Consider the following 19,308-nt stretch of genomic DNA (forward strand, 5'->3'; position numbering starts at 1 on the left):
TGGACTGCATGATTGCAAATACTCTCTCCCAGCGCTTGCAACGGCGCGGCATCCACTACGCGTGGGTCATCGTTGCCTTGACCTTCCTGACAGGGCTGACGTCCTCGGCTGCACTCGGCTTGCCGGGCGCGCTGCTGCAGCCTGTGAGCCGAGAATTCGGCTGGGGCGTGGACCAGGTGTCGTCGGCACTGGCGGTGCGCTTTGCCTTGTTTGGGCTGATGGGGCCGTTCTCGGCCATCCTGATGGAGCGCTTCGGCCTGCGCAACGTGGTGGTCACGGCGCTGGGGCTGGTCACGGCGGGATCGCTGCTGGCGTTCGGCATGACGCAGTTCTGGCAACTGGTGCTGTTGTGGGGCGTGATGCTGGGCGTGGGTTCGGGGATGACGGCGCTGGTGCTAAGCGCTGTGGTCTCCAACCGCTGGTTCGAAACCCGCCGTGGGCTGGTAGTGGGCATGCTGACGGCCAGTTCAGCGACCGGGCAATTGATCTTCCTGCCGGTTGGGGCTTGGCTGGCGGAGCATTTCGGCTGGCGCATGGCGGTGCTGCCGGTCCTGGTGGCGTGCGGCCTCGTTGCGGTTGCGGTATTTGCCTTGATGCGCAACCGGCCGGCGGACCTGGGCTTGGCGCCGTTCGGTGCGCCGCAATCGGGCGCCGTGCCTGCCACGCCTGCCCCGGCAATGGTGATTGGCTTCGCAACCCCGTTCCGCATCCTGCGCGAAGCATCGGGCAACGTCACGTTCTGGCTACTGGCGGGCAGCTTCTTCATCTGCGGCCTGAGCACTAATGGCCTGATCCAGACCCACTTCATTTCGCTATGCGGCGACGCTGGCCTGGGCCCCGTGCCTGCCGCTTCGGTGCTGGCGATGATGGGCGCCTTCGACCTGGTTGGCACGGTGCTTTCCGGCTGGCTGTCCGACCGCTACGACAACCGCAAGCTGCTGTTCTGGTACTACAGCCTGCGCGGCTTGTCGCTGCTGTGGCTTCCTTATTCCGAATTCACGCTGTACGGGCTGTCGCTGTTCGCCATGTTCTATGGCCTGGACTGGATCGCTACGGTGCCGCCGACGGTGCGGCTGGTCGCTACCACCTTCGGCAAGGAGAAGGCCGGCATGGTGTTTGGATGGATTTTCGCCGCCCACCAGCTGGGCGCCGCGGTTGCCGCATTTGGCGCGGGCCAGGTACGTACGCTGCTGCTCACATATAACCCGGCCTTGTTCACCGCTGGCGTAGCTTGCCTGGCGGCCGGACTGATGGTGCTGGCTGTGCGGCATCGTCCGGCGGCCGTGGCGGCGCCGGACATCGCCAAGGCGGCGTGAGTTTTGCTGCGGATTAAGCCTGTGCCAGGATCGCCAGGCTGACGCCGATTCCAGCAAACCACACCACCGTGCGCAGCGTGGCCAGGTTGCTGATGTAGATGATGCTGTAGATCACGCGGATCAGGACGAAGGTCATCGCCAGGATGTCGATGCGGTCCTGGTTCGCGTGGGCCTGTTGCGCGAGGATGACGGCTGCGATGAACAGCGGCAGCGCTTCAAAGCCGTTCTGGTGCGCGGCGATGGCGCGCTTGGCCCAGCCATCCTGGCGGCCGGCCCATTCGCGCGGCGCGGCATTGTCGTAGCGGTCCCTGGATTTGACCGAAGCTACTTTTGGTGTCAATGCCACCGCCATCGGCAGGATGCAGGCTGCTGCGATGCACCAGTTTGCAAGCGTCATCTTCTACTTCTCCTCTTTTATTGAAGGTATTTGGCGAGCCAGCCGTGCACCTCGTTGTAGAAGTAGCGGCTGTTTTCACCTTTCAGGATCCAGTGGTTTTCGTCCGGGAATACTACCAGCTTGCTCGGGGTATTCAAACGCTGTTGTGCCGCGAAGTTCATCAGCGCGTTGTTGACGGGGCAGCAAGCCGGTCGCCCCACATTGCACAAGAACTCCAGCATGAGGCGTGGATTATAATCACGGATTTTTGGTCCTGGTTCTGCATGCCACCTGCTGCCTCTCCGTCTTCCGTCCGGCCAATCTATCTGATGATAGCTTTGGGAATTGTGGTCAGCGGTTGGGCTTTCTTTCCCGGTTGGATGAGTAACGACTCACTGATCCAGTACCGAGAGGCGCGTGCCGGCGCATTCAATAGCTGGCACCCCATATTGATGGCATGGTGGTGGAGGCAATTGGATCATCTTTACCAAGGTCCTGCGCCATTCTTATTCCAGAACTTAATAATGTATTGGTGCGGGATAGGCCTGCTGACAAAAGCGATTGGGCGGAACGCGGGGCGTTTAGCCTATATTGTCCCGATATTTGGCCTGTGGCCTGCGCTATTCTTCGTGCTAGGCGAAATCTGGAAAGACGTTGCGTTCGCATGTAGCATGTTCATGGCCTGGGCGATTGTTATTAATGCGTATTGTTGGCAGAGAAAGACCTCCACGCTGGAGAAAGGTATCTTAGTCATCTTGTTGGTCTTCGCAGCTGGCGTAAAGACCAACGGAATTGTCGCTATTCCGTTTCTTATATTTTTTTGGTTGAATAACGACGGTGTCGGCCGAGGAATAAGGTTGGTGGCGCTGACGTTCACCATTTTTTCAGCCTCAGTTCTGGTTCCCTTTACGATGACGCGTTCGCTTGAAGTCAAGCTGGACAATCCGTTGCAGTACACTCAGGTGTATGACTTGCTTGCAATATCTGTAAAAACACGGCAAAACTTGCTGCCACGGTATATTAATGAGCGAATTAATCTGTCGCAAGATGAGCTGGAAAAAACTTACGTTGTCGGCCAAAATGATCGCCTTTTCTACGGATATACGAAGGATCTGGTAGGGCTGCGCGCCCCATCGCTGGATGAAGCAACGAAGCTTCAAGATTCGTGGCTTAAAGCTATCAAAGATCACCCGGTAAGTTATCTTACCCATAGGTGGGATAATTTTCTTTCGTTACTCAGGATTGGGCACTCAACCGCAGCGTTTGTTGCAAGTCCTGCAGTAGTTCAAAATGAGTTTCACATCAAGTTTGATTCCAACGGAATTTCCGATTATCTTTCCGTAATGCCGCTCACACACCCTTGGATTTTCTATCCTTGGGTTTACCACTTGCTGACACTTATTGCAGCTGCGGCGTCATTTTTGAAGAAGACACATAGGTCCCTTGCAGCTGCGGTCCTTGGCTCTTCATTCGCATTTATCGCGCCTCATTTTTTTATTGTTCCGGCATCCGATTTCCGGTATTTGTATTATTCGTACTTTTGTTCGTTGATTATGGTTTGTTTGGCCGTATTATCTTTTAATCGACTGGCGGTTGAAGAAAAACGCGTTTATCGAACTGGTATTACCCTTTGAACATAACGAAATCGAAAATCGCGGAAAAAATGTATTTCAAACTAGCCGGGGTAGATTGGATTCGGGCGCCTGTCGAATAATCACATGAAAAGCAGACTTGCAGAAATCCCAAGCACAGAGAACGCCAACGAGCCGGAACGCCGTGAAGCGACGAAGCCGCATTTGGTTCTCCTTTCAACTTCGGAGCCAGAGCCCGCGCAGTCCCGGCAACTAAAAAAGCTGGCGATGTGGTGCACCGCAACTTCAGTGGTCGCCGCCCTGGTTGGCTGGCTGTATGTAGCGATCGGACACTACCTGTATTTCGATGGTTTCTTTGCTAACGGCGCATTTCAGCTGCTGAATCCGCTGCGTCGTGTCATGGACGGTCAGGTGCCCGGCCAGGATTTTTTTGTTTTCCACGGGATTGGCGCTGTGTGGCTCCATTTGCCAATCTATCTGCTCTTCGGCCAGGATTTGCAGGCGTCCGAGCTTTCGCGCTTTGTGGTATCTCCAATGCTCCATGGCTTCGCGAGCATATGGTTGGCAACTGTCTTGCGCAAACATGCTGATAGCTGGACTTCCGTTGTAATAGCTATGCTGTTTTTCATTGCCGCTGCGTTCGCGCTTGGCTGGGTATTCTTTCCGCAGAACTCCCTGCTCGGGACGCGAAGCGCGTTCCCGATTTTCGTTGCCCTCGCTTTAGCTGGCGGTTGTGGTTGGCTGCGGATCGCGTTGCTTGCCGGTGCGGCACTGCTTGTCAGCCTGGAGCATGGCATTGCAACTATCGTCGCACTTGGAATTTGCGCTGCCATAGCACTGTTGAGCCAAGAGAGGACTATGGCGTTCACCCGTTTCCTTCTCATGACCGCCGCTGGTTGTGCAATCTATCTGCTGGTACTGGGGGCTGCCTCGCAGGGAAGAGTTGCGCCGAACATTCATTACGCCTTGCGGGACATACCGACTGACCAATTCTGGTACTTTGGCGTCCGCCCCAACGAGTATTTGCCGGAAGATTGGCTTGTCCTATTTTCCCCAGGATATCTCACATTCGCCTCCCTCTGGATTGTGGGATTAATGGTTGCCGCCAAGCTTTGGCGCGTCAGGTCCCCATTCGCCATGCCTGCGATTTTCCTATTCGTTTACGCAACGTTTGGCACAGTTTCTCAGTTTGGCTACCTGGCAACGGAAAATCTGCAGGGGTCGGATCGCGCATTGATACTGCTCTGGATCTTTGGCGTCGTGGGACTCAACAGGAAATTCTCCACAGCAGCAGTGGCCTTGGGCAGCCTGGTGGCTATACTAGTGTTTGGATATGCAGGACGGACTGACATTGCCCACGTCTGGCCTGCCTCCCGCCCGGTTGCAGGAGAATTTCTCTCCCCATATTGGCGCGAGCACCTGGCCACCATTGACCGCTTGACACCGCAGGGGACTGTCTGGTCTGTCTACGCTGGGTTGCCAGAGGCATCCCGCGCACAGTTTTCGCCTTCGTTTGATTACATCATTCATGCGCTTGGCCCCAGGAACCGGGAACGCTATGCGGCCGCGTTCGACACTGCAAAGCCAGCCCTTGTACGTCTCGATAACGCCCGAACCTGGGCGTACGGGCGCTGGCTGATAACGTCAAACTGGAATTTTTACCGTCGGGTGTTCGTTGGCTATGAGATCGCCGGCGAAGACAACATGGCCACGCTTTGGAAGCCGGTCCCGATGCCGCCGGCGTCCGAACAGCAAGCAGCACTGACGAAAGCAGGTGCCAACTGCGTCGCGGTGACGGACAGTAAAGGAGATGGTGGGGTATTCGAATTAAGCTTGGACTACTCCTTAACCAATCCATGGAACAAGTTGCCAATAATGGGGCAAACACCGCGGCTCATTGCCTCCTCAGATCGGCCGGGGGACGCTGCCATTTCCTTGCCGCCGCCAGCGGCATATGACGGCACTTGGGCGATTCCCCTGGTATTAAAGCCCGGCACGACTGTCAGGTTCTGCACTAATGTCGAAACTTTCTTACCAGGCGTAGTAATGCAACTGAATGATGCCAAGATCACATCCGTACCCGTCACGGCTTCGGCACGCCGCTACCTCTCCGAACTTTGGAATTAACCAAACAAACGGGGGCAGCAGGGAAGTGAGGCGCGGGGATAGTGAGGAATCGGCTGTTCCCTGTCAATTGCGGTTTACTTAGCACATACAAAGGGCGCGCGTGATAGACTCGCGGCCCATGAATTCCGTGCTCGCCCTGAAGCTTTTCCTCGTCCCTTTCCTGATTTACGCTGTCACGCTGGCTGGGCGGCGCTGGGGACCCGCCGTCGCCGGCTGGCTGTCGGCGTTTCCCATTGTGGCGGGTCCGATCCTGCTGACGATTTCGCTGGAGCAGGGAGCGGCGTTTGCCGCCACAGCGGCGGAAGGGACACTGATGGCTGTGCTGGCGACAATCGTCTTCGCGCTGGCGTATGCGTGGTCGTCCGGTCGCCTTGGCGTGGCGGGAGCGATGCCGCTTGCACTGGCGGCGTGGGCGCTGGCGGTGGCGCTCTTGCAGGCGCTGCACTTGCCGTTGCCGTTTGCAGCGCTGGCTGTTGCCGCGGCGCTGATCGCGGCGCCGCGCCTGTTCCCCGAGCAGGCGGCGCCTGCCGAGCCGGCGGCACCAAATGCGGCCGCCCGGCGCGGCGGCGACCTGCCGTGGCGCATGCTGGCGGGAGCGCTGCTGGTGATGTCGGTCAGCGCCGCCGCTGCGCAACTGGGTCCGCGCCTGAGTGGCTTTTTCGCCATGTTCCCGGTAATGGGCACGGTGCTGGTTGGCTTCACCCACGTGCAGTCCGGCCGCAACAGCGCGGTGCAGCTGCTGCGCGGGATGATCCTCGGTTACTTCGCCTTCGCCGCCTTCTGCGTGGCGATCGCGCTGCTGCTGCGTGCGCAGCCGGTGGCGGTATCCTTCTTCTGCGCCTTCGTGTTCGCGCTGACTATCCAGCTGCTGGTGAAAGCCGCATCGTCAAGGCGCCTGGCTGCATGACGAAGCCATGGTATTCCTGGCTGTCGCCCCCGACGGAATCGATGTCGAAGCGTCCCAGCAGGCAGGCCATGGCCACCTTGATTTCCAACAGCGACAGATAGCGCCCGGGACACAGCCGCGGGCCGGAACCGAAAGGCATAGCCAGCTGGCGCACATTGCCGCTATCCAGCCAGCGTTGGGGATCGAAGCCGGCCGCATTGTGCAGCTTTGACTCCGCCACGCTGTCGTGCCGCAGCACGCACCACACCACGCTGTCTTTCGGCACCTGGACGTCGCCCACTGCGCAGTCGCGGTTGGCCTGCAGCGGAATGAAGGGCGCAGGCGGCTTGAGGCGCATCGCCTCATGCGCGCAGGCGTCGACGAACTCCAGCTGGTCCATCTGTTCGATGGTGAAGTTTGCGGGATCTGGCGCGACGCGCCTTACCTCTTCCTGCGCGCGCTGCAGCGCAGACGGGTGCTGCGCCAGCAGCCACGCCAGCCAGGACAGCGCGCTGGACGTGGTGTCTTCGCCTGCCAGCAGCATGGTGCTGACATTGCCTATCACCGCATTCTGGTCGATGCCGCTGCCTTCCTGGTCCGCCGCGGCGAGCATCGCTTCCAGCATGTTCTGCGGCTTGGCGGCGCGCGAAGGATCGTCCTGCATGCGCTGGCGCGCCTTGGCGATGAAGCCGTTGGTCGCCTCGCGCATGGCCAGCACCGCGGCCTCCAGGCGGCGGTCGAAGGGCAGCTTGACATAGCGCCAGTAGGGGAAAGGGATCAGCGAGCGGCGCGACATGCCTTCCATGATCAGTTCCAGCTGCTGCTGCACCACGTCGTCGCCGTGCTCGATGGTGTTGACTTCCTCGCCGAAGGCCAGCCCTGCAATCACGTCTACCGTGTAGCGCTTCAGGTCCGCATTCAAGGCGATGCTGCGGCCCTCTTGCGCCGCCTGCAGCCAACGCGCCTGCAAGCGCGCGCCTACGCGGGCCAGCAAAGGGAAATAGGCCTTGATCGCGTGCGGCGCAAAGGCTTGCATCACCATCTTGCGCTGGTTGCGCCAGGCAGTGCCCTCCGCCAGGAAGACGCCACGCTCGCCGCCCAGTTCATCGGACGCCTCGGCGGTGACGCTGGGCCGGCGGAAGCCGTCCGGACGATCGCGCAGCACGGCGCTGATCAGCGCCGTATCGGTGACGACCAGGATTGGCTGCCGTCCCACGCTCATGCGGAACAGCGGTCCATAGCGCTGCGCGATCGTTTCCACGTCGGCGTGGACCTTGCGCGGCCGCAGCTGCAACAGGTTGCCAATAAAGGGCAGGCCGCTGGGGCCGGGCAGGGTGGAAAGTGGACGCAGCGCGCTCGCTGCCGGGGTCGTAGTGGTATCCATGGAGCCCAGTATGCGCCGGCCGCGCGGGGCCGTCTTGAACATTTGCGACACCGCGCTACAATGGCTCCCATGTTGCCAATTAGTACATTGATCGTGCCGCGCCGTTCGCTCGCCTCCTGCGTGCGGGCGATTGTCGTGCGCAGCACCGTTGGCTGCGAGCTGCCCGATGAGCAGCGCTATAACCGCTACCCGGCCACCGAATTCCCCGCACTCTTCCTGCAGTTGCTTGGCGAATCCGTGATGGTCGAACCCTGGGCGCCGGAGATGGTGTGCCCGGAAGGCGGTGCACTGCTGTCGGGTGGCCAGTCGCGGCCCACGGTGAGCGGCAATCCCGGCCCCACGCACTTCATGACGGTGCTGTTCTTCCCCGACGCGCTGCACCGGCTGACGGGAATCGATATGAGTACCATCGTCGACCAGTTCCTGCCGCTGGACGGGCTGCTCAGCACCGACTGGCAGCAGCTGGCCGGCCGCATGGTGGCGGCGTCGGGCGACGAGGAGCGCATCGCCGTGCTGGAGGAATTTCTGGAACCGCGCTGGCAGGCTGTGCGCGGGGGCGGCGCCTTTGACGGCGCGGTCGGCGACTGGGTGCGCAGGCTCGAAGCGCAGGCTGCAGCGGCGGGCATAGGCCGCAGCGTGCGCATGGCCGAACGCCGCATCCGGGAATGGGCGGGACAGCCGCTGCGCCGCCTGCGCCGTTCCTACCGCGCCGAGCAATCCTTTTTTGCGGCGCGCGAGGCTGCGCTGAAAGGCAAGCTTTCGCTGGGCGACGTGGCGCATCTGGGCGGCTATTCCGACCAGTCGCACATGAACCGGGAGTCTCGCGAAATGACCGGTCTCAGTCCCGGCGAAATCCTGCGGCGCCTGCAGGAAGACGAGACTTACTGGATCTACCGCATCTGGAACTAGCGCCGCACTTGCCGGCTCGTCAAGGCGATATAATCGGCTCGCCATGACAGATTATGACGACGACGAGCAGCTGGTGAGTGAGCTGGGCCTTGCGGCCCGCGGCATCGGGCTGGCAAAGCAGGAAGGCCGTGTTTTCCTGCGTTTCACCGGTTCGGTGGAGCTGGACGGCCTGCACATCCCCTACGACCTGGTGCCGCAGCAAGGCGTGCTGGCCAAGCCATCCAAGTGGCGCAAGCTGGAACGCGATGGGCGTGCGGCCTTGCTGCAGGAGCGCGGCAGCGAAGCGGCGCAGTCCGCACTGCATGCCGACGTGGTGGCCTTCGCCGCCGAACTGCGCGAAGAGTGCGACGATTACGGCATGGCGCCACTGGATTTCCTGCACGCGCTGGAAGACATGCAGACTTCCGAGCCGGCCGGCATTGTGTTCGATCGCATCCGCCAGCGCCTGGAACACGCGGTGGAGCGCCACCGCGAAGAGCGCCACGCCGAACGCACCCGCCAGAGCATCAACCTGGCCGAGTATCCGGATACCTTCGACGTGGCGCGCCGCCTGCCGCGCAAGTTCATCGCGTTGCTCGGCCCCACCAACTCGGGCAAGACGCACAAGGCGATGGAAGCGCTGGCCAAGGCCCGCAGCGGTGTCTATCTCGCGCCACTGCGCTTGCTGGCGCTGGAAAACTACGAGCGCCTGCAAGCCTCCGATCCGGACCTGAAAGTCAGCCTGATCACCGGCGAAGAGCGCCGCATCGAGGAAGGCGCAACCCACGTCGCCAGCACGGTGGAAATGCTCGACACCCGCACCCCGGTCGAAGTGGCGGTGATCGACGAAATCCAGATGCTGGCCGACCGCGACCGTGGCGCCGCATGGACCGCCGCCGTGTGCGGCGCACCGGCGCGCACCGTCTACCTGGTGGGAGCGGCCGAAGCGCGGCGCGCAGTGGAAGCCCTGGCCGACCGCCTGGAATGCGATCTTGAGGTGCATATCCTGAAGCGCAAGGCGCCCTTGGGAATGGAGCCATCCGCCGTGCGCAAGCTCAAAGGCCTGCGCAAAGGCGACGCGGTGATCGCCTTCTCGCGCCGCGAGGTGCTGATGTGGCGCGATATGGTGACCGAAGCCGGCCTGTCGGTCGCCACGGTGTACGGCAACCTGTCTCCGGAAGTGCGGCGCGCGCAGGCGCAGCGCTTCCGCGACGGCCACGCCGACGTGGTGGTCGGCACCGACGCCATCGCCATGGGCCTGAACCTGCCCATCCAGCGCGTGGTGATGACGACCACCGTCAAGTACAACGGCTACGAAGAAGAGGAAATTCCCGCCGCGCTGGCGCGCCAGATCGCCGGACGGGCCGGGCGCTACGGCGTGCACGAAGAGGGCCACGTGGCCGGTTACGACGACGAAACGCATGGCGTCATGCGTTCCCTGCTCAAGGAAAAACTGCCGCAGATCAAAGCCACCGGCTTTGCCGTCGCGCCGACGCTGGAGCATCTGCACCGCATTGCCGCCGTCACTGGAGAGGATTCACTGGCGCGCTTGCTGAAACGCTTCGTGCACAACATCGACGTGCCGGACGGCTTCTTCTTCCCGCGCATCACGGAGGAGCAGTTCGAACGCGCCGAATGGCTGGATACCTTGCCGTTGTCGGTGGCCGACAAGTTCACCCTGTCGCTGGTGCCGGTTTCCTCTAACGTGGTGACGCTGCAAAAAGCCTGGGAGCATTGGTGCGTGTCGCTGTCGCGCCAGCGCGTGACGCATTTGCACCCGGAGCAGAATCCGCTGCAGTGGATGAACCTGCAGGAAGCGGAAGACGCGTGCCGCCTGTATTCCGCCTATGCCTGGATCGGCTACCGCTTGCCCGATTACTTCCCCGACGTGGCGCAGGCGCTCGAGCTGTCGCGCTCCGCCTCGGAGCGGGTCGACGCCATCCTGCAGGACCAGAATGCAGCCAACCGCCGCCGCCAGCCCAAACGTTTCCGTTGATTGCCGAGGTAAAGAAAGTAAGATGAAGCGAACCTTCCGATACTATGTTGCGGCCTTGCTCGGCACGCTCGCCGGCACGGCGCATGGCTCTGGCCCTGACCCGGACGTATTTCCCGTCGCCGACCTGCTGCACCCGGTGACCGTCACGCGCGAGCAATGCGAACAGACGCGCGATGCCGTGTGGGTGGAGACATCGTGGCACGAGCGCCTCGAGCAGACCGGTTCCGCGGCGTCGAAGCGGCACTCGGCTGAGGGATGCATTCGCTATTTCCCCAGCCCTGACGCGGCGCAAGCGCAAACTGCATTGCTGTTCATTCATGGCGATGCAATGAGCCCAGCGCTGTCGCTGGAGCAGAACCAGCGCAACTATGAAAAGGTCGGCAGCTACAAGGCGCAGGTGGCGCGGGCAACCCGCACGTCGAAAGATGTCGGCCTGGCAGTCATTCGCATAGCGCGCCCGGGCGTGTTTGGCAGCACGGGCCTGGATCATATGCACCAGCGGCGCATGTCGGAAGAGGCCCGCCTGGTCGACGCAGCAGTCACCGCCATCAAGAACCGCTATGGTTACTCGCGCATCCAGCTGGCGGGCCTGAGCGGCGGAGGAGGGCTTGTCGGCGCGCTGTTGACGCTGGGCCGCACCGATATCGACTGCGCCGTTGTCGGTTCCGGCGTGGTCAGTGTCAAGCTACGCTCGCAGCTGCTCGATTCTTCTGCGGCGCGGCGCGGATTTGACCAGACCGGGCAGAAGCTTTCGCAGGTCTATGATCCGATCGACCATGTGCGCGGCATCAAAGCCGACTGGGACAGGCGCATATTCATCGTCGGGGATCCGCTTGACCAGGCGGTGGCCTTCGAATCCCAGGCCGCTTTCCAGCAGCACCTGGTTGAATCGGGCGTCCCGGCGACCCTGCTGCAGGCCAAAGCGGTGGGCCCGACACACCATGACGTCGCCAATGACGCGCAGCGCGTCGCTGGCTGGTGCAAGGCCGGCGTGAGCAATGCAGAAATCCAGGCCCGGCTTGCGAGCGTACCGGCTGCTGTCTCGGCAGCTGAATAACCCGGTCATCCTGACTTGATGCTGATCGAGCGGAGAATTCCCCTCCAATTCTCTTGCGAGCGGAAACAAAAAAGCCTCGTCCGAAGACGAGGCTTTTCTGTTCATTCTGGTAGGCCGTGCGGGGCTCGAACCTGCGACCAACGGATTAAAAGTCCGCTGCTCTACCAACTGAGCTAACGACCCGAAAGAGGCCGTATTATATACGTGCTTCCGTGCGTTTGCCAAGTGGCTTTTTTCATGTCATCCCATTGCGGTGACTTTGAGTACTTCCTCCGCCGTGGTGACGCCGTCGCGCACCTTGAGGACGCCGGCGATGCGCAGCGGCTTCATACCTTCGGAAACGGCCTGCTTGCGCAGGGCGTTGATATCGGCTTCTTCCTGCATCAGCGAGTTGAAGGATTCGCTGGTGGTGAGCAGCTCATAGATGCCGGTCCTGCCGCGGAAGCCGGTCTGGCGGCACTCCGGGCAGCCTACCGGGCGGTAGACGTTTTCCGGCTTCCCGATATTCCAGCCGCTGCTCAAGCCATTCCAGATATCGTCGTTGATTTCGCCGCCGGCTTCCTTGCAGTCTTCGCACAGGGTGCGCACCAGGCGCTGCGCCATGATGCCGATCAGCGTCGCTTCCAGCATGTAATAGGGGACCCCCAGTTCCAGCAAACGCATCACGGCCGACGGTGCATCGTTGGTGTGCAGCGTGGAGAGTACCAGGTGGCCGGTCAGTGCCGCCTGGATCGCCATTTCCGCCGTTTCCAGGTCGCGGATCTCGCCCACCATGATGATGTCCGGATCCTGGCGCATCAGTGCGCGCACGCCGTCGGCGAAAGTCAGGTCGATACCGGGCTGCACCTGCATCTGGTTGAAGGACGCCTCCACCATCTCGATCGGGTCTTCCACCGTGCAGACATTCACCTCGGACGTCGCCAGCGCCTTCAGCGTGGTGTACAAGGTCGTCGTCTTGCCGGAACCGGTAGGGCCGGTCACCAGGATGATGCCGTGCGGGCGGTTGGTCAGCGCGTCCCAGCGCTGCGCGTCTTCGGGCGGGAAGCCCAGTTCCGGCAGGGTTTTTACCACCACGTCCGGGTCGAAGATACGCATCACCAGCTTTTCGCCGAACGCCGTTGGCAGCGTCGACAAACGCAGTTCGATTTCCTGGCCGCCGGCAGTGCGGGTCTTGATGCGGCCGTCCTGTGGGCGGCGCTTCTCGATCACGTCCATGCGGCCCAGCAGCTTGATGCGCGCGGTCATCGCAATCAGCACCACGGCCGGCACCTGGTAGACCTGGTGCAGCACGCCGTCGATACGGAAACGGATGGCGCCGATGTCGCGCTTGGGCTCAAGGTGGATGTCGGAGGCGCGCTGCTCGAACGCATACTGCCACAGCCAGTCGACGATATTGACCACGTGCTGGTCGTTGGCGTCGACTGTCTTGTTCATCTTGCCCAGTTCGACCAGCTGCTCGAAGTTGTTGCGCAGCGTCAGGTCCTGCCCGGTACTCTTGTTCGCCTGCTTGATCGATTTGGCCAGCGAGAAAAACTGCGAGGTGTACTGTGAGATATCCAGGGGGTTCGAGATCACGCGCTTGATGATGCGGCGCGAAACCTTGGCAATCTCCGCTTCCCACTCCAGCGCGAAAGGATCGGCCGTGGCCACAGTCAGCGTGTCCGGCGTGATTTCCACCGGCAGGATATTGAAGCGCGCCGCATAGCTGGCCGACATCACGTCGGCCACCTTGGTGAAGTCGATCTTCAGCGGGTCGATGCGGTAGAAGGGCAGCTTGGAGCGCTGCGCCAGCCATTCGGACAGCACATCGAGCGTCAGCAGCTTGCCGGTCTTGGCCGAGATGAGCTTGCAGTGCGCCACGGCGCTCAGTGGATGCATGGCGCCCGGCGTATTGCGTACGATGCCCTGCGCCTGGGTGTAATGCCCTTTGACAGCGGCTTTCTCGACCATTCCATCAGCCAGCAGCCAGGTGAAAACAATTTGAAGATCGAGTGCTTTTGCCATGTGTAACCTTATGCGAGGGCGGCTTTCAGTCCCTTGAGCCAGGACTTGGCAGGCAATCTGGTGTCGGCCACGATTTGCGCGGCGCGTTCTGCCAGCGCTTCCACGTCGATCGTGCGACGGGTCTTGAAGGCGATCGCCACCACGTTCCCATCATGCACCTCCGGCAGCGAAACGACTTGCGGGAAAGCGAACTTCATCGCTTTCAGGTTCTTGGCGTAGCTCGGATGGTCGCCGAACAGGTTGATGGTCATGATGCCATTGTCATTCAGGCAGGCGGCGCAGGCTTGATAGAACTCGGGCGTATCCAGCACCGGGCCGCGCGCGGTAGCGTCGTACAGGTCGACCTGCAAGGCGTCCAGCGTGCCATGGTTGTCCGGATTGGTGACGTAATCCATGGCATCCATTTCCACCACGTCCAGGCGGCCGTCGTTCTCAGGCAGCTTGAACATGGAATAGCAGATGCTGATGACCGACGGGTTCAGTTCGACCGCAGTCACTTTCGCTTGCGGGAAGAACTTGTAGCAGAACTTGGTCAGCGCGCCGGTGCCGAGCCCCAGTTGCGCGATGTGGGCCGGGGCATCGTTCCACAGCATCCAGGCATTCATCTGCTGGGCGTATTCCAGCTCCGGCCAGTCCGGCTTGCGGATGCGCATGGCGCCCTGCACCCACTCGGTACCGAAGTGCAGGTAGCGCACGCCGTCCAGTTCGGACAGCGTAACGGGGGCGAATTTCGGCTTGCGCGCTGCCGGCTTGGCGGCCGGCTTGGACGCGGGGCGCAGCGATTCTTCTTTTTCGATGGATTTTCGTTTGATCAGCATGGCGGCATTATCACGCGTTATCTTGCTTGCAAGCAAGCGCACAAACAAAAACTGCCGGCCGGTGGCAAAAAAAGGGGACGTACCCCTTTTCCGCGATGCGGAAAAGGGGTACGTCCCCTTTTTTTGCCACCGGCCCGGAAATCAGTTATTCATTGGCTCCACATTCACGCGCAGGCGGATGCGCTGGCCCGGGTCGTAGCTCATGAAGCTGGTGTAGTTACGGCCGCGGTAATCATATTCCACGTTATAGCCGGTGGTGCGGGTTTCAAAGGCGTCGACCATGCGGCACTGCTTGACGGCCTGCTCCTGCACGGCGCCTGGCTGGGCGTTGGAGTTCTGGGTGCGGTCGCCGATCACGGCGCCGGCAATGGCGCCGGCAGCGGTGGCGGCGGTCTTGCCGTGGCCGGCGCCCACCTGGCTACCCACGGCGGCGCCCAGCAGGCCGCCGATGATGGAACCGCCAACACCGCGTTCCTGCGGCTGCTGTACCTGGACATACTCGGTACGGCATTCCTGGCGCGGACGGTTGATCTGTTCGGTGACCGGGGTCACGCGGGTGACGCGGCCATAGTCTTCAAAATTCGTCGCTTGTGCTTGTGCCTGCGCCAGCGGCAGGGCGCCGAGGCTCAAGGCTGCAAAAAACAATTTAGTTTTGGCTTTCATTTTATTTACCTCGTTCTGGTTTTTGGGCAGTTCACTGGGTTAAGTTGGAATTGCACGCCTAAATATTAACGCCGCCGCCTGTATCCATGTGGGAAGTAAGGCAACAAAATGTAACCCCATGCTTTTGGGTTAATATGGTAAGTTTTTAACAAAACTTGCGTTAGGACTCACTTTCGGGTTGATTCATAGAGGACAACACGTTACCCTTATGGCGTGGAATCAGATTGACAGGGAGAAACGAAAGCTCCGGCCCCGGCGCATTGACCCGCCTGCGGCTTGTACTTGATAGGTCGATTTGAGGGAAAGATGAGTTTGTTGATAACTGTGCCGCCTAATTTAGTCCAGTCTATTCGCGCCTTCCGCGTGGCAGAGCTGCAGGACGAGGCAGCGCGCCTGGGGCAGCACTTCTTGTATGCGCATTGCCATGCCGGCCTGACCAAGCAGCAAGTCCTGGGCATTATTGCCGAGTCTTTCCACATCCCCAAACCGCACGCCAAGAATTTCGACGCCCTGCGCGAGACCCTGACTGAAACCATGGCCAAGGCTGGCGAGCAAAGCGGCTTCCTGATCGTACTGGAACAGTTGCCAAACACGCAAAAGTTTGACCGCGAAGCACGCGAGTGCCTGCTGGACGTTTTCCGCGATGCGGCCGATTTCTGGGCCGAAAAGAAAGTACCTTTCCGCGTATTTTACTCCTTCGAGTAAGCCTTAAATTTCCCTTGCCACGCCTGCTGCGCCGCAGCATAATGTCGCCTTGGCTCGCCTGAGCAGGTACAATGGCGGCCATGAAAAACATCGTCATCCTCATTTCCGGACGCGGAAGCAATATGGAAGCGGTGGTCCGTGCAGCCAAGGCCGAACAATGGCCAGCCCGCATCGCCGCCGTCATCAGCAATAAGGCGGACGCCAAAGGCCTCGAATTCGCGGCCTCGCACGGCATCCCGACCGCAGTAGTCAGCAACAAGGATTACCCTAGCCGCGAAGCATTCGATGCTGCGCTGCAGGAAGTCATTGACGGCTTCAGCCCCGACCTCGTCGTGCTGGCCGGTTTCATGCGCATCCTCACGCCGGGCTTTGTCAGCCACTACGAAAATCGCATGCTGAACATCCACCCATCGCTGCTGCCGTTGTTCCCAGGACTGCACACGCATGAGCAGGCACTGGCATCGGGCGAGAAGACGCACGGCGCCACCGTGCACTTCGTGACTGCCGAGCTGGATCATGGCCCGCTGGTGGACCAGGTCTCCGTGCCTGTCCTGCCGGGCGATACCGCCGATGTGCTGGCGGCGCGCGTGCTGGAACAGGAATGGATCATGTACCCGCGTGCTATCCGCTGGTTCGTCGAAGGCCGCTTGAAGGTCGAGGATGGCAAGGTCAATATTGACCGCAACTGAATAGAGAAAGAACACAATGCGTTTGCCCCCATACGTCCTCACCAGCGCCGAAAACGTGCTGCGTGAAATCATGCGCTTTACCGCGCCGGCCGACACCACGCTGTCGCACTTCTTCAAATCGCACCCCAAGCTGGGCGGCCGCGAGCGCGGCGCCATCGCCGAATCGGTGTACGCCGTGTTGCGTAACAAAGCCTTCTTCACCGACCGCGCAGAAGCGGGCGCCGGTGGCGCCACCATGCGCCGCCTGGTGCTGCTGGGCATGGCCGACGCGGTCGGCATCGACGCGCTGCCGGGCCTGAGCGAAGAAGAGTCCGAATGGCTCAAGCGCCAGCTGGAAATCGACCGCTCCCTGCTGCATAAATCGATGCGCGCGAACATGCCGAAGTGGCTGTTCGACAAGCTGGTCGAGCAATACGGCGAAGAAGAAACCCTGGCCCTGGCCGACGCGCTGAACACGCCAGCCCCGCTGGACCTGCGCGTCAACGCCATGAAGACCGACCGTGACGCCGTGATCGCCGAACTGGCCACCGCACCGATCGTCGCCGAGCCGACGCCATTCGCCCCGCTGGGCCTGCGCCTGAAGAAAAAACCGGCGCTGCAAAACCTGCCGCTGTTCAAATCCGGCGCGATTGAAGTGCAGGACGAAGGCAGCCAGCTGCTGGCCCAGATCCTCGGCGCCAAGCGCGGCGAGATGGTGGTGGACTTCTGCGCCGGCGCCGGCGGCAAGACGCTGGCGCTGGGCGCGCAGATGCGCAACACCGGCCGCCTGTATGCCTTCGACGTTAGTGAAAAACGCTTGTCCAAGCTGAAGCCGCGCCTGGCGCGCTCCGGCCTGTCGAACGTGCACCCGGTCGCGATTGCCCATGAAAAGGATGCCAAGGTCAAGCGCCTGGCCGGCAAGATCGACCGCGTGCTGGTGGACGCACCGTGCTCCGGCATGGGCACGCTGCGCCGCAATCCCGACGTGAAATGGCGCCAGGATGAAAGCGCCATCGCCGAGATGCACGAAAAGCAGGTCTCGATCCTGGACGGCGCCGCCCGTCTGGTGAAAGGCGGCGGCCGCCTGGTGTACGCCACCTGCTCGCTGCTGAACGAAGAGAACGACGCCGTGGCCGCGAATTTCATCGCCACCCACCCCGACTTCGAGCTGGTCCCGATGAGCAAAGTGCTGGCAGAACAGAAGATCGCCGGCCTCGAGATGGGCGACTATTTGAAGCTGCTGCCGCACAAGCACCAGACCGACGGCTTCTTCGCCGCCGTGTTCGAACGCAAGCCGATGGCCAAGCCAGCCAAGGCCGACGAAGAGTAACAACAGCCCAGCCCGTGTCCCACCATGGGGTCACACCCGAAATGGGACACGGGCTGGGCCGTAACAATGCTGGGCTCGTGTCCCGAAACGGGTGTGACCCCAAGGTGGGACACGGGCTGAACCATAGGGAGAAAGTCGAACGATGCCGTTGGCGAATTTGCTGAATGATCTTCTGGGGGATTTGCGCGATCCGGGCCTGATGTGGCAGGTGGGGGCGATCGTGCTGTCCATCTTGCTGGGGTGGGCGCTGTCGCGGGTCCTGTTCCGGGGCGTGAAGGCGCGTGCGGGGCAGAACGATGTGGCGCGCTTTGGGCTGGAGAGCTTCGGCCGCGTGGTCGGTCCGCTGGCCATCGTGGTGCTGCTGTGGGGCTCGCAGAAGGCGTTGGAACACTACGCTTTCCACACCAACCTGTTCAAGCTGGCTATCCCGATCTTCAGCTCGCTGGCGGCGATCCGCTTCGGCTTCTATATGCTGCGCCGCGTGTTCGTGCGCGGCGGCGTGGTGGGCGAGGGCTTGCAGACCTTTGAGAAGGTGTTCCAGCTGCTGGTCTGGCTGGCCTTCGTGCTCTACATCACGCATATGTGGGACGACATTTTCCATTGGATGGAAACTACCCATGTGCCAATGGGCCGCGACAAGGCTTCCATCGCGGACTTGCTGCAGGGCGCGGTTTCCGTCGTCGTGCTGATGCTGCTGGCCATGTGGGCCGGCACCGCACTGGACGAGCGCCTGATGCATATCCAGTCGCTGCATTCCAATCTGCGCGTCGTCTTTGCGCGCATGGGCCGCGCGCTGCTGTTGCTGGTGGCGATTTTGATCAGCATGAAGCTGGTGGGATTGGACCTGACCGCTCTGTCCGTCTTCGGCGGCGCGCTTGGCGTCGGACTGGGTCTCGGTTTGCAGAAGATCGCCAGCAACTACATCTCCGGTTTCATCATCCTGCTGGACCGCAGCCTGACCATCGGCAACGTCATCACGGTTGACAAGTACAGCGGCCAGGTGACGCAGATCAACACCCGCTACACCGTATTGCAGGGGACCGATGGCGTGGAAGCCATCATCCCGAACGAAATGCTGGTGTCGGGGGCAGTGCAGAATTCCTCGCTGTCGAATCCTGCCGTGGTGATCATCACCCGCGTCACGGTCGGCTACGAAAGCGATGTGGACGTCGTGCTCAAGCTGATGGAAGAAGCGGCGCTCACGGTTCCCCGCGTGCTGAAGGACAAGGGGCCGTCCGGCATGCTGACGGCTTTCGGCGCCGATGGCCTGGAGCTGGCGCTGGCCTTCTGGATCCAGGATCCGGAAAACGGCCGCGGCGGCGTGACTTCCGATGTCAACCGTGCAATCTGGAAGGCTTTGAAAGAGAACAGTATCTCTGTACCGTTCCCGCAACGCGAGGTGCGCCTGCTCGGCCCTCTGCCAGAGCCTGTTGCAGAGCCTCTGCCTAAAAAATAATCAGTTCCTGAGGGAAAACCTTCCTCTAATCACCCCCGAATG

Annotated in this window: 17 protein-coding genes and 1 tRNA gene; 11 read left to right on the forward strand and 7 right to left on the reverse strand. The window is 61.2% G+C overall.

What is annotated here, in order from left to right:
- Positions 1-8: 8 nt before the first annotated feature.
- Positions 9-1,316, forward strand: a complete 1,308-nt coding sequence (locus GM658_RS09935) for an MFS transporter (RefSeq protein ID WP_155453858.1) — start codon at positions 9-11, stop codon at positions 1,314-1,316.
- Between the two features lie 13 nt (positions 1,317-1,329).
- Here the strand turns inward: GM658_RS09935 and GM658_RS09940 are convergent, their stop codons facing one another.
- Entirely contained in the window at positions 1,330-1,713 is a 384-nt protein-coding gene (locus GM658_RS09940; RefSeq protein WP_155453859.1) for an MAPEG family protein, read from the reverse strand.
- 17 nt (positions 1,714-1,730) lie between these two features.
- Positions 1,731-1,934: a prolyl oligopeptidase family serine peptidase gene (locus tag GM658_RS09945; RefSeq protein ID WP_229416845.1), complete on the reverse strand. Its 204-nt coding sequence runs from the start codon at positions 1,932-1,934 to the stop codon at positions 1,731-1,733.
- Between the two features lie 87 nt (positions 1,935-2,021).
- Here GM658_RS09945 and GM658_RS09950 point away from each other — a divergent pair, with 87 nt between their 5' ends.
- From GM658_RS09950 to GM658_RS09960, 3 genes are all read left to right on the forward strand, one after another.
- A complete protein-coding gene (locus GM658_RS09950; RefSeq protein ID WP_170298756.1) occupies positions 2,022-3,326 on the forward strand; it encodes a hypothetical protein in 1,305 nt (434 codons plus the stop codon).
- An 84-nt stretch (positions 3,327-3,410) separates the two neighbouring features.
- Positions 3,411-5,411: a hypothetical protein gene (locus GM658_RS09955; RefSeq protein WP_155453861.1), complete on the forward strand. Its 2,001-nt coding sequence runs from the start codon at positions 3,411-3,413 to the stop codon at positions 5,409-5,411.
- Positions 5,412-5,529: 118 nt separating this feature from the next.
- Entirely contained in the window at positions 5,530-6,318 is a 789-nt protein-coding gene (locus GM658_RS09960; protein ID WP_155453862.1) for a hypothetical protein, read from the forward strand.
- On the opposite strand, the gene GM658_RS09965 is transcribed toward GM658_RS09960, so the two are convergent.
- Positions 6,269-7,681 carry a cytochrome P450 gene (locus tag GM658_RS09965; protein WP_155454043.1) on the reverse strand — a complete coding sequence of 471 codons (1,413 nt, stop codon included), beginning with the start codon at positions 7,679-7,681 and terminating at the stop codon, positions 6,269-6,271. The genes GM658_RS09960 and GM658_RS09965 overlap by 50 nt on opposite strands.
- A gap of 69 nt (positions 7,682-7,750) precedes the next feature.
- Between GM658_RS09965 and GM658_RS09970 the strand changes: the two genes are divergently transcribed.
- The 3 genes from GM658_RS09970 to GM658_RS09980 are packed head-to-tail and all read left to right on the forward strand — an operon-like array spanning position 7,751 to position 11,622.
- A complete protein-coding gene (locus GM658_RS09970; protein WP_155453863.1) occupies positions 7,751-8,590 on the forward strand; it encodes an AraC family transcriptional regulator in 840 nt (279 codons plus the stop codon).
- Positions 8,591-8,633: 43 nt separating this feature from the next.
- Entirely contained in the window at positions 8,634-10,565 is a 1,932-nt protein-coding gene (locus tag GM658_RS09975; protein ID WP_155453864.1) for a helicase-related protein, read from the forward strand.
- Between the two features lie 22 nt (positions 10,566-10,587).
- Positions 10,588-11,622: a prolyl oligopeptidase family serine peptidase gene (locus GM658_RS09980; protein WP_170298757.1), complete on the forward strand. Its 1,035-nt coding sequence runs from the start codon at positions 10,588-10,590 to the stop codon at positions 11,620-11,622.
- A gap of 107 nt (positions 11,623-11,729) precedes the next feature.
- Here GM658_RS09980 and GM658_RS09985 read toward each other — a convergent pair.
- The 4 genes from GM658_RS09985 to GM658_RS10000 all read right to left on the reverse strand — a co-directional run bounded on the left by GM658_RS09985 (position 11,730) and on the right by GM658_RS10000 (position 15,107).
- Positions 11,730-11,805, reverse strand: a tRNA-Lys gene (locus GM658_RS09985).
- A gap of 57 nt (positions 11,806-11,862) precedes the next feature.
- The gene (tfpB, locus tag GM658_RS09990) at positions 11,863-13,626 is read right to left on the reverse strand and encodes a type IV pilus assembly ATPase TfpB (RefSeq protein WP_155453866.1); all 1,764 of its coding nucleotides are present in this window, start codon (positions 13,624-13,626) and stop codon (positions 11,863-11,865) included.
- Between the two features lie 8 nt (positions 13,627-13,634).
- The gene (locus tag GM658_RS09995; protein ID WP_155453867.1) at positions 13,635-14,444 is read right to left on the reverse strand and encodes a spermine/spermidine synthase domain-containing protein; all 810 of its coding nucleotides are present in this window, start codon (positions 14,442-14,444) and stop codon (positions 13,635-13,637) included.
- A gap of 141 nt (positions 14,445-14,585) precedes the next feature.
- A complete protein-coding gene (locus GM658_RS10000; RefSeq protein WP_155453868.1) occupies positions 14,586-15,107 on the reverse strand; it encodes a glycine zipper 2TM domain-containing protein in 522 nt (173 codons plus the stop codon).
- A gap of 306 nt (positions 15,108-15,413) precedes the next feature.
- On the opposite strand from GM658_RS10000, the gene GM658_RS10005 reads away from it, so the two are divergent.
- The 4 genes from GM658_RS10005 to GM658_RS10020 all read left to right on the forward strand — a co-directional run bounded on the left by GM658_RS10005 (position 15,414) and on the right by GM658_RS10020 (position 19,266).
- Positions 15,414-15,812 carry a barstar family protein gene (locus tag GM658_RS10005; protein WP_155453869.1) on the forward strand — a complete coding sequence of 133 codons (399 nt, stop codon included), beginning with the start codon at positions 15,414-15,416 and terminating at the stop codon, positions 15,810-15,812.
- A gap of 80 nt (positions 15,813-15,892) precedes the next feature.
- Positions 15,893-16,501, forward strand: coding sequence for a phosphoribosylglycinamide formyltransferase (gene purN, locus GM658_RS10010; protein ID WP_155454044.1), 609 nt, complete (start codon positions 15,893-15,895; stop codon positions 16,499-16,501).
- A 16-nt stretch (positions 16,502-16,517) separates the two neighbouring features.
- Positions 16,518-17,810, forward strand: coding sequence for an RsmB/NOP family class I SAM-dependent RNA methyltransferase (locus GM658_RS10015; protein ID WP_155453870.1), 1,293 nt, complete (start codon positions 16,518-16,520; stop codon positions 17,808-17,810).
- 142 nt (positions 17,811-17,952) lie between these two features.
- Positions 17,953-19,266 (forward strand): mechanosensitive ion channel family protein, encoded by a 1,314-nt coding sequence (locus GM658_RS10020; RefSeq protein ID WP_155453871.1) that lies wholly within the window; start codon positions 17,953-17,955, stop codon positions 19,264-19,266.
- Positions 19,267-19,308: the final 42 nt, after the last annotated feature.

Origin of the sequence: Massilia eburnea, assembly GCF_009720745.1 — a bacterium.
In the GTDB taxonomy this organism is placed as follows: domain Bacteria; phylum Pseudomonadota; class Gammaproteobacteria; order Burkholderiales; family Burkholderiaceae_D; genus Rugamonas; species Rugamonas eburnea.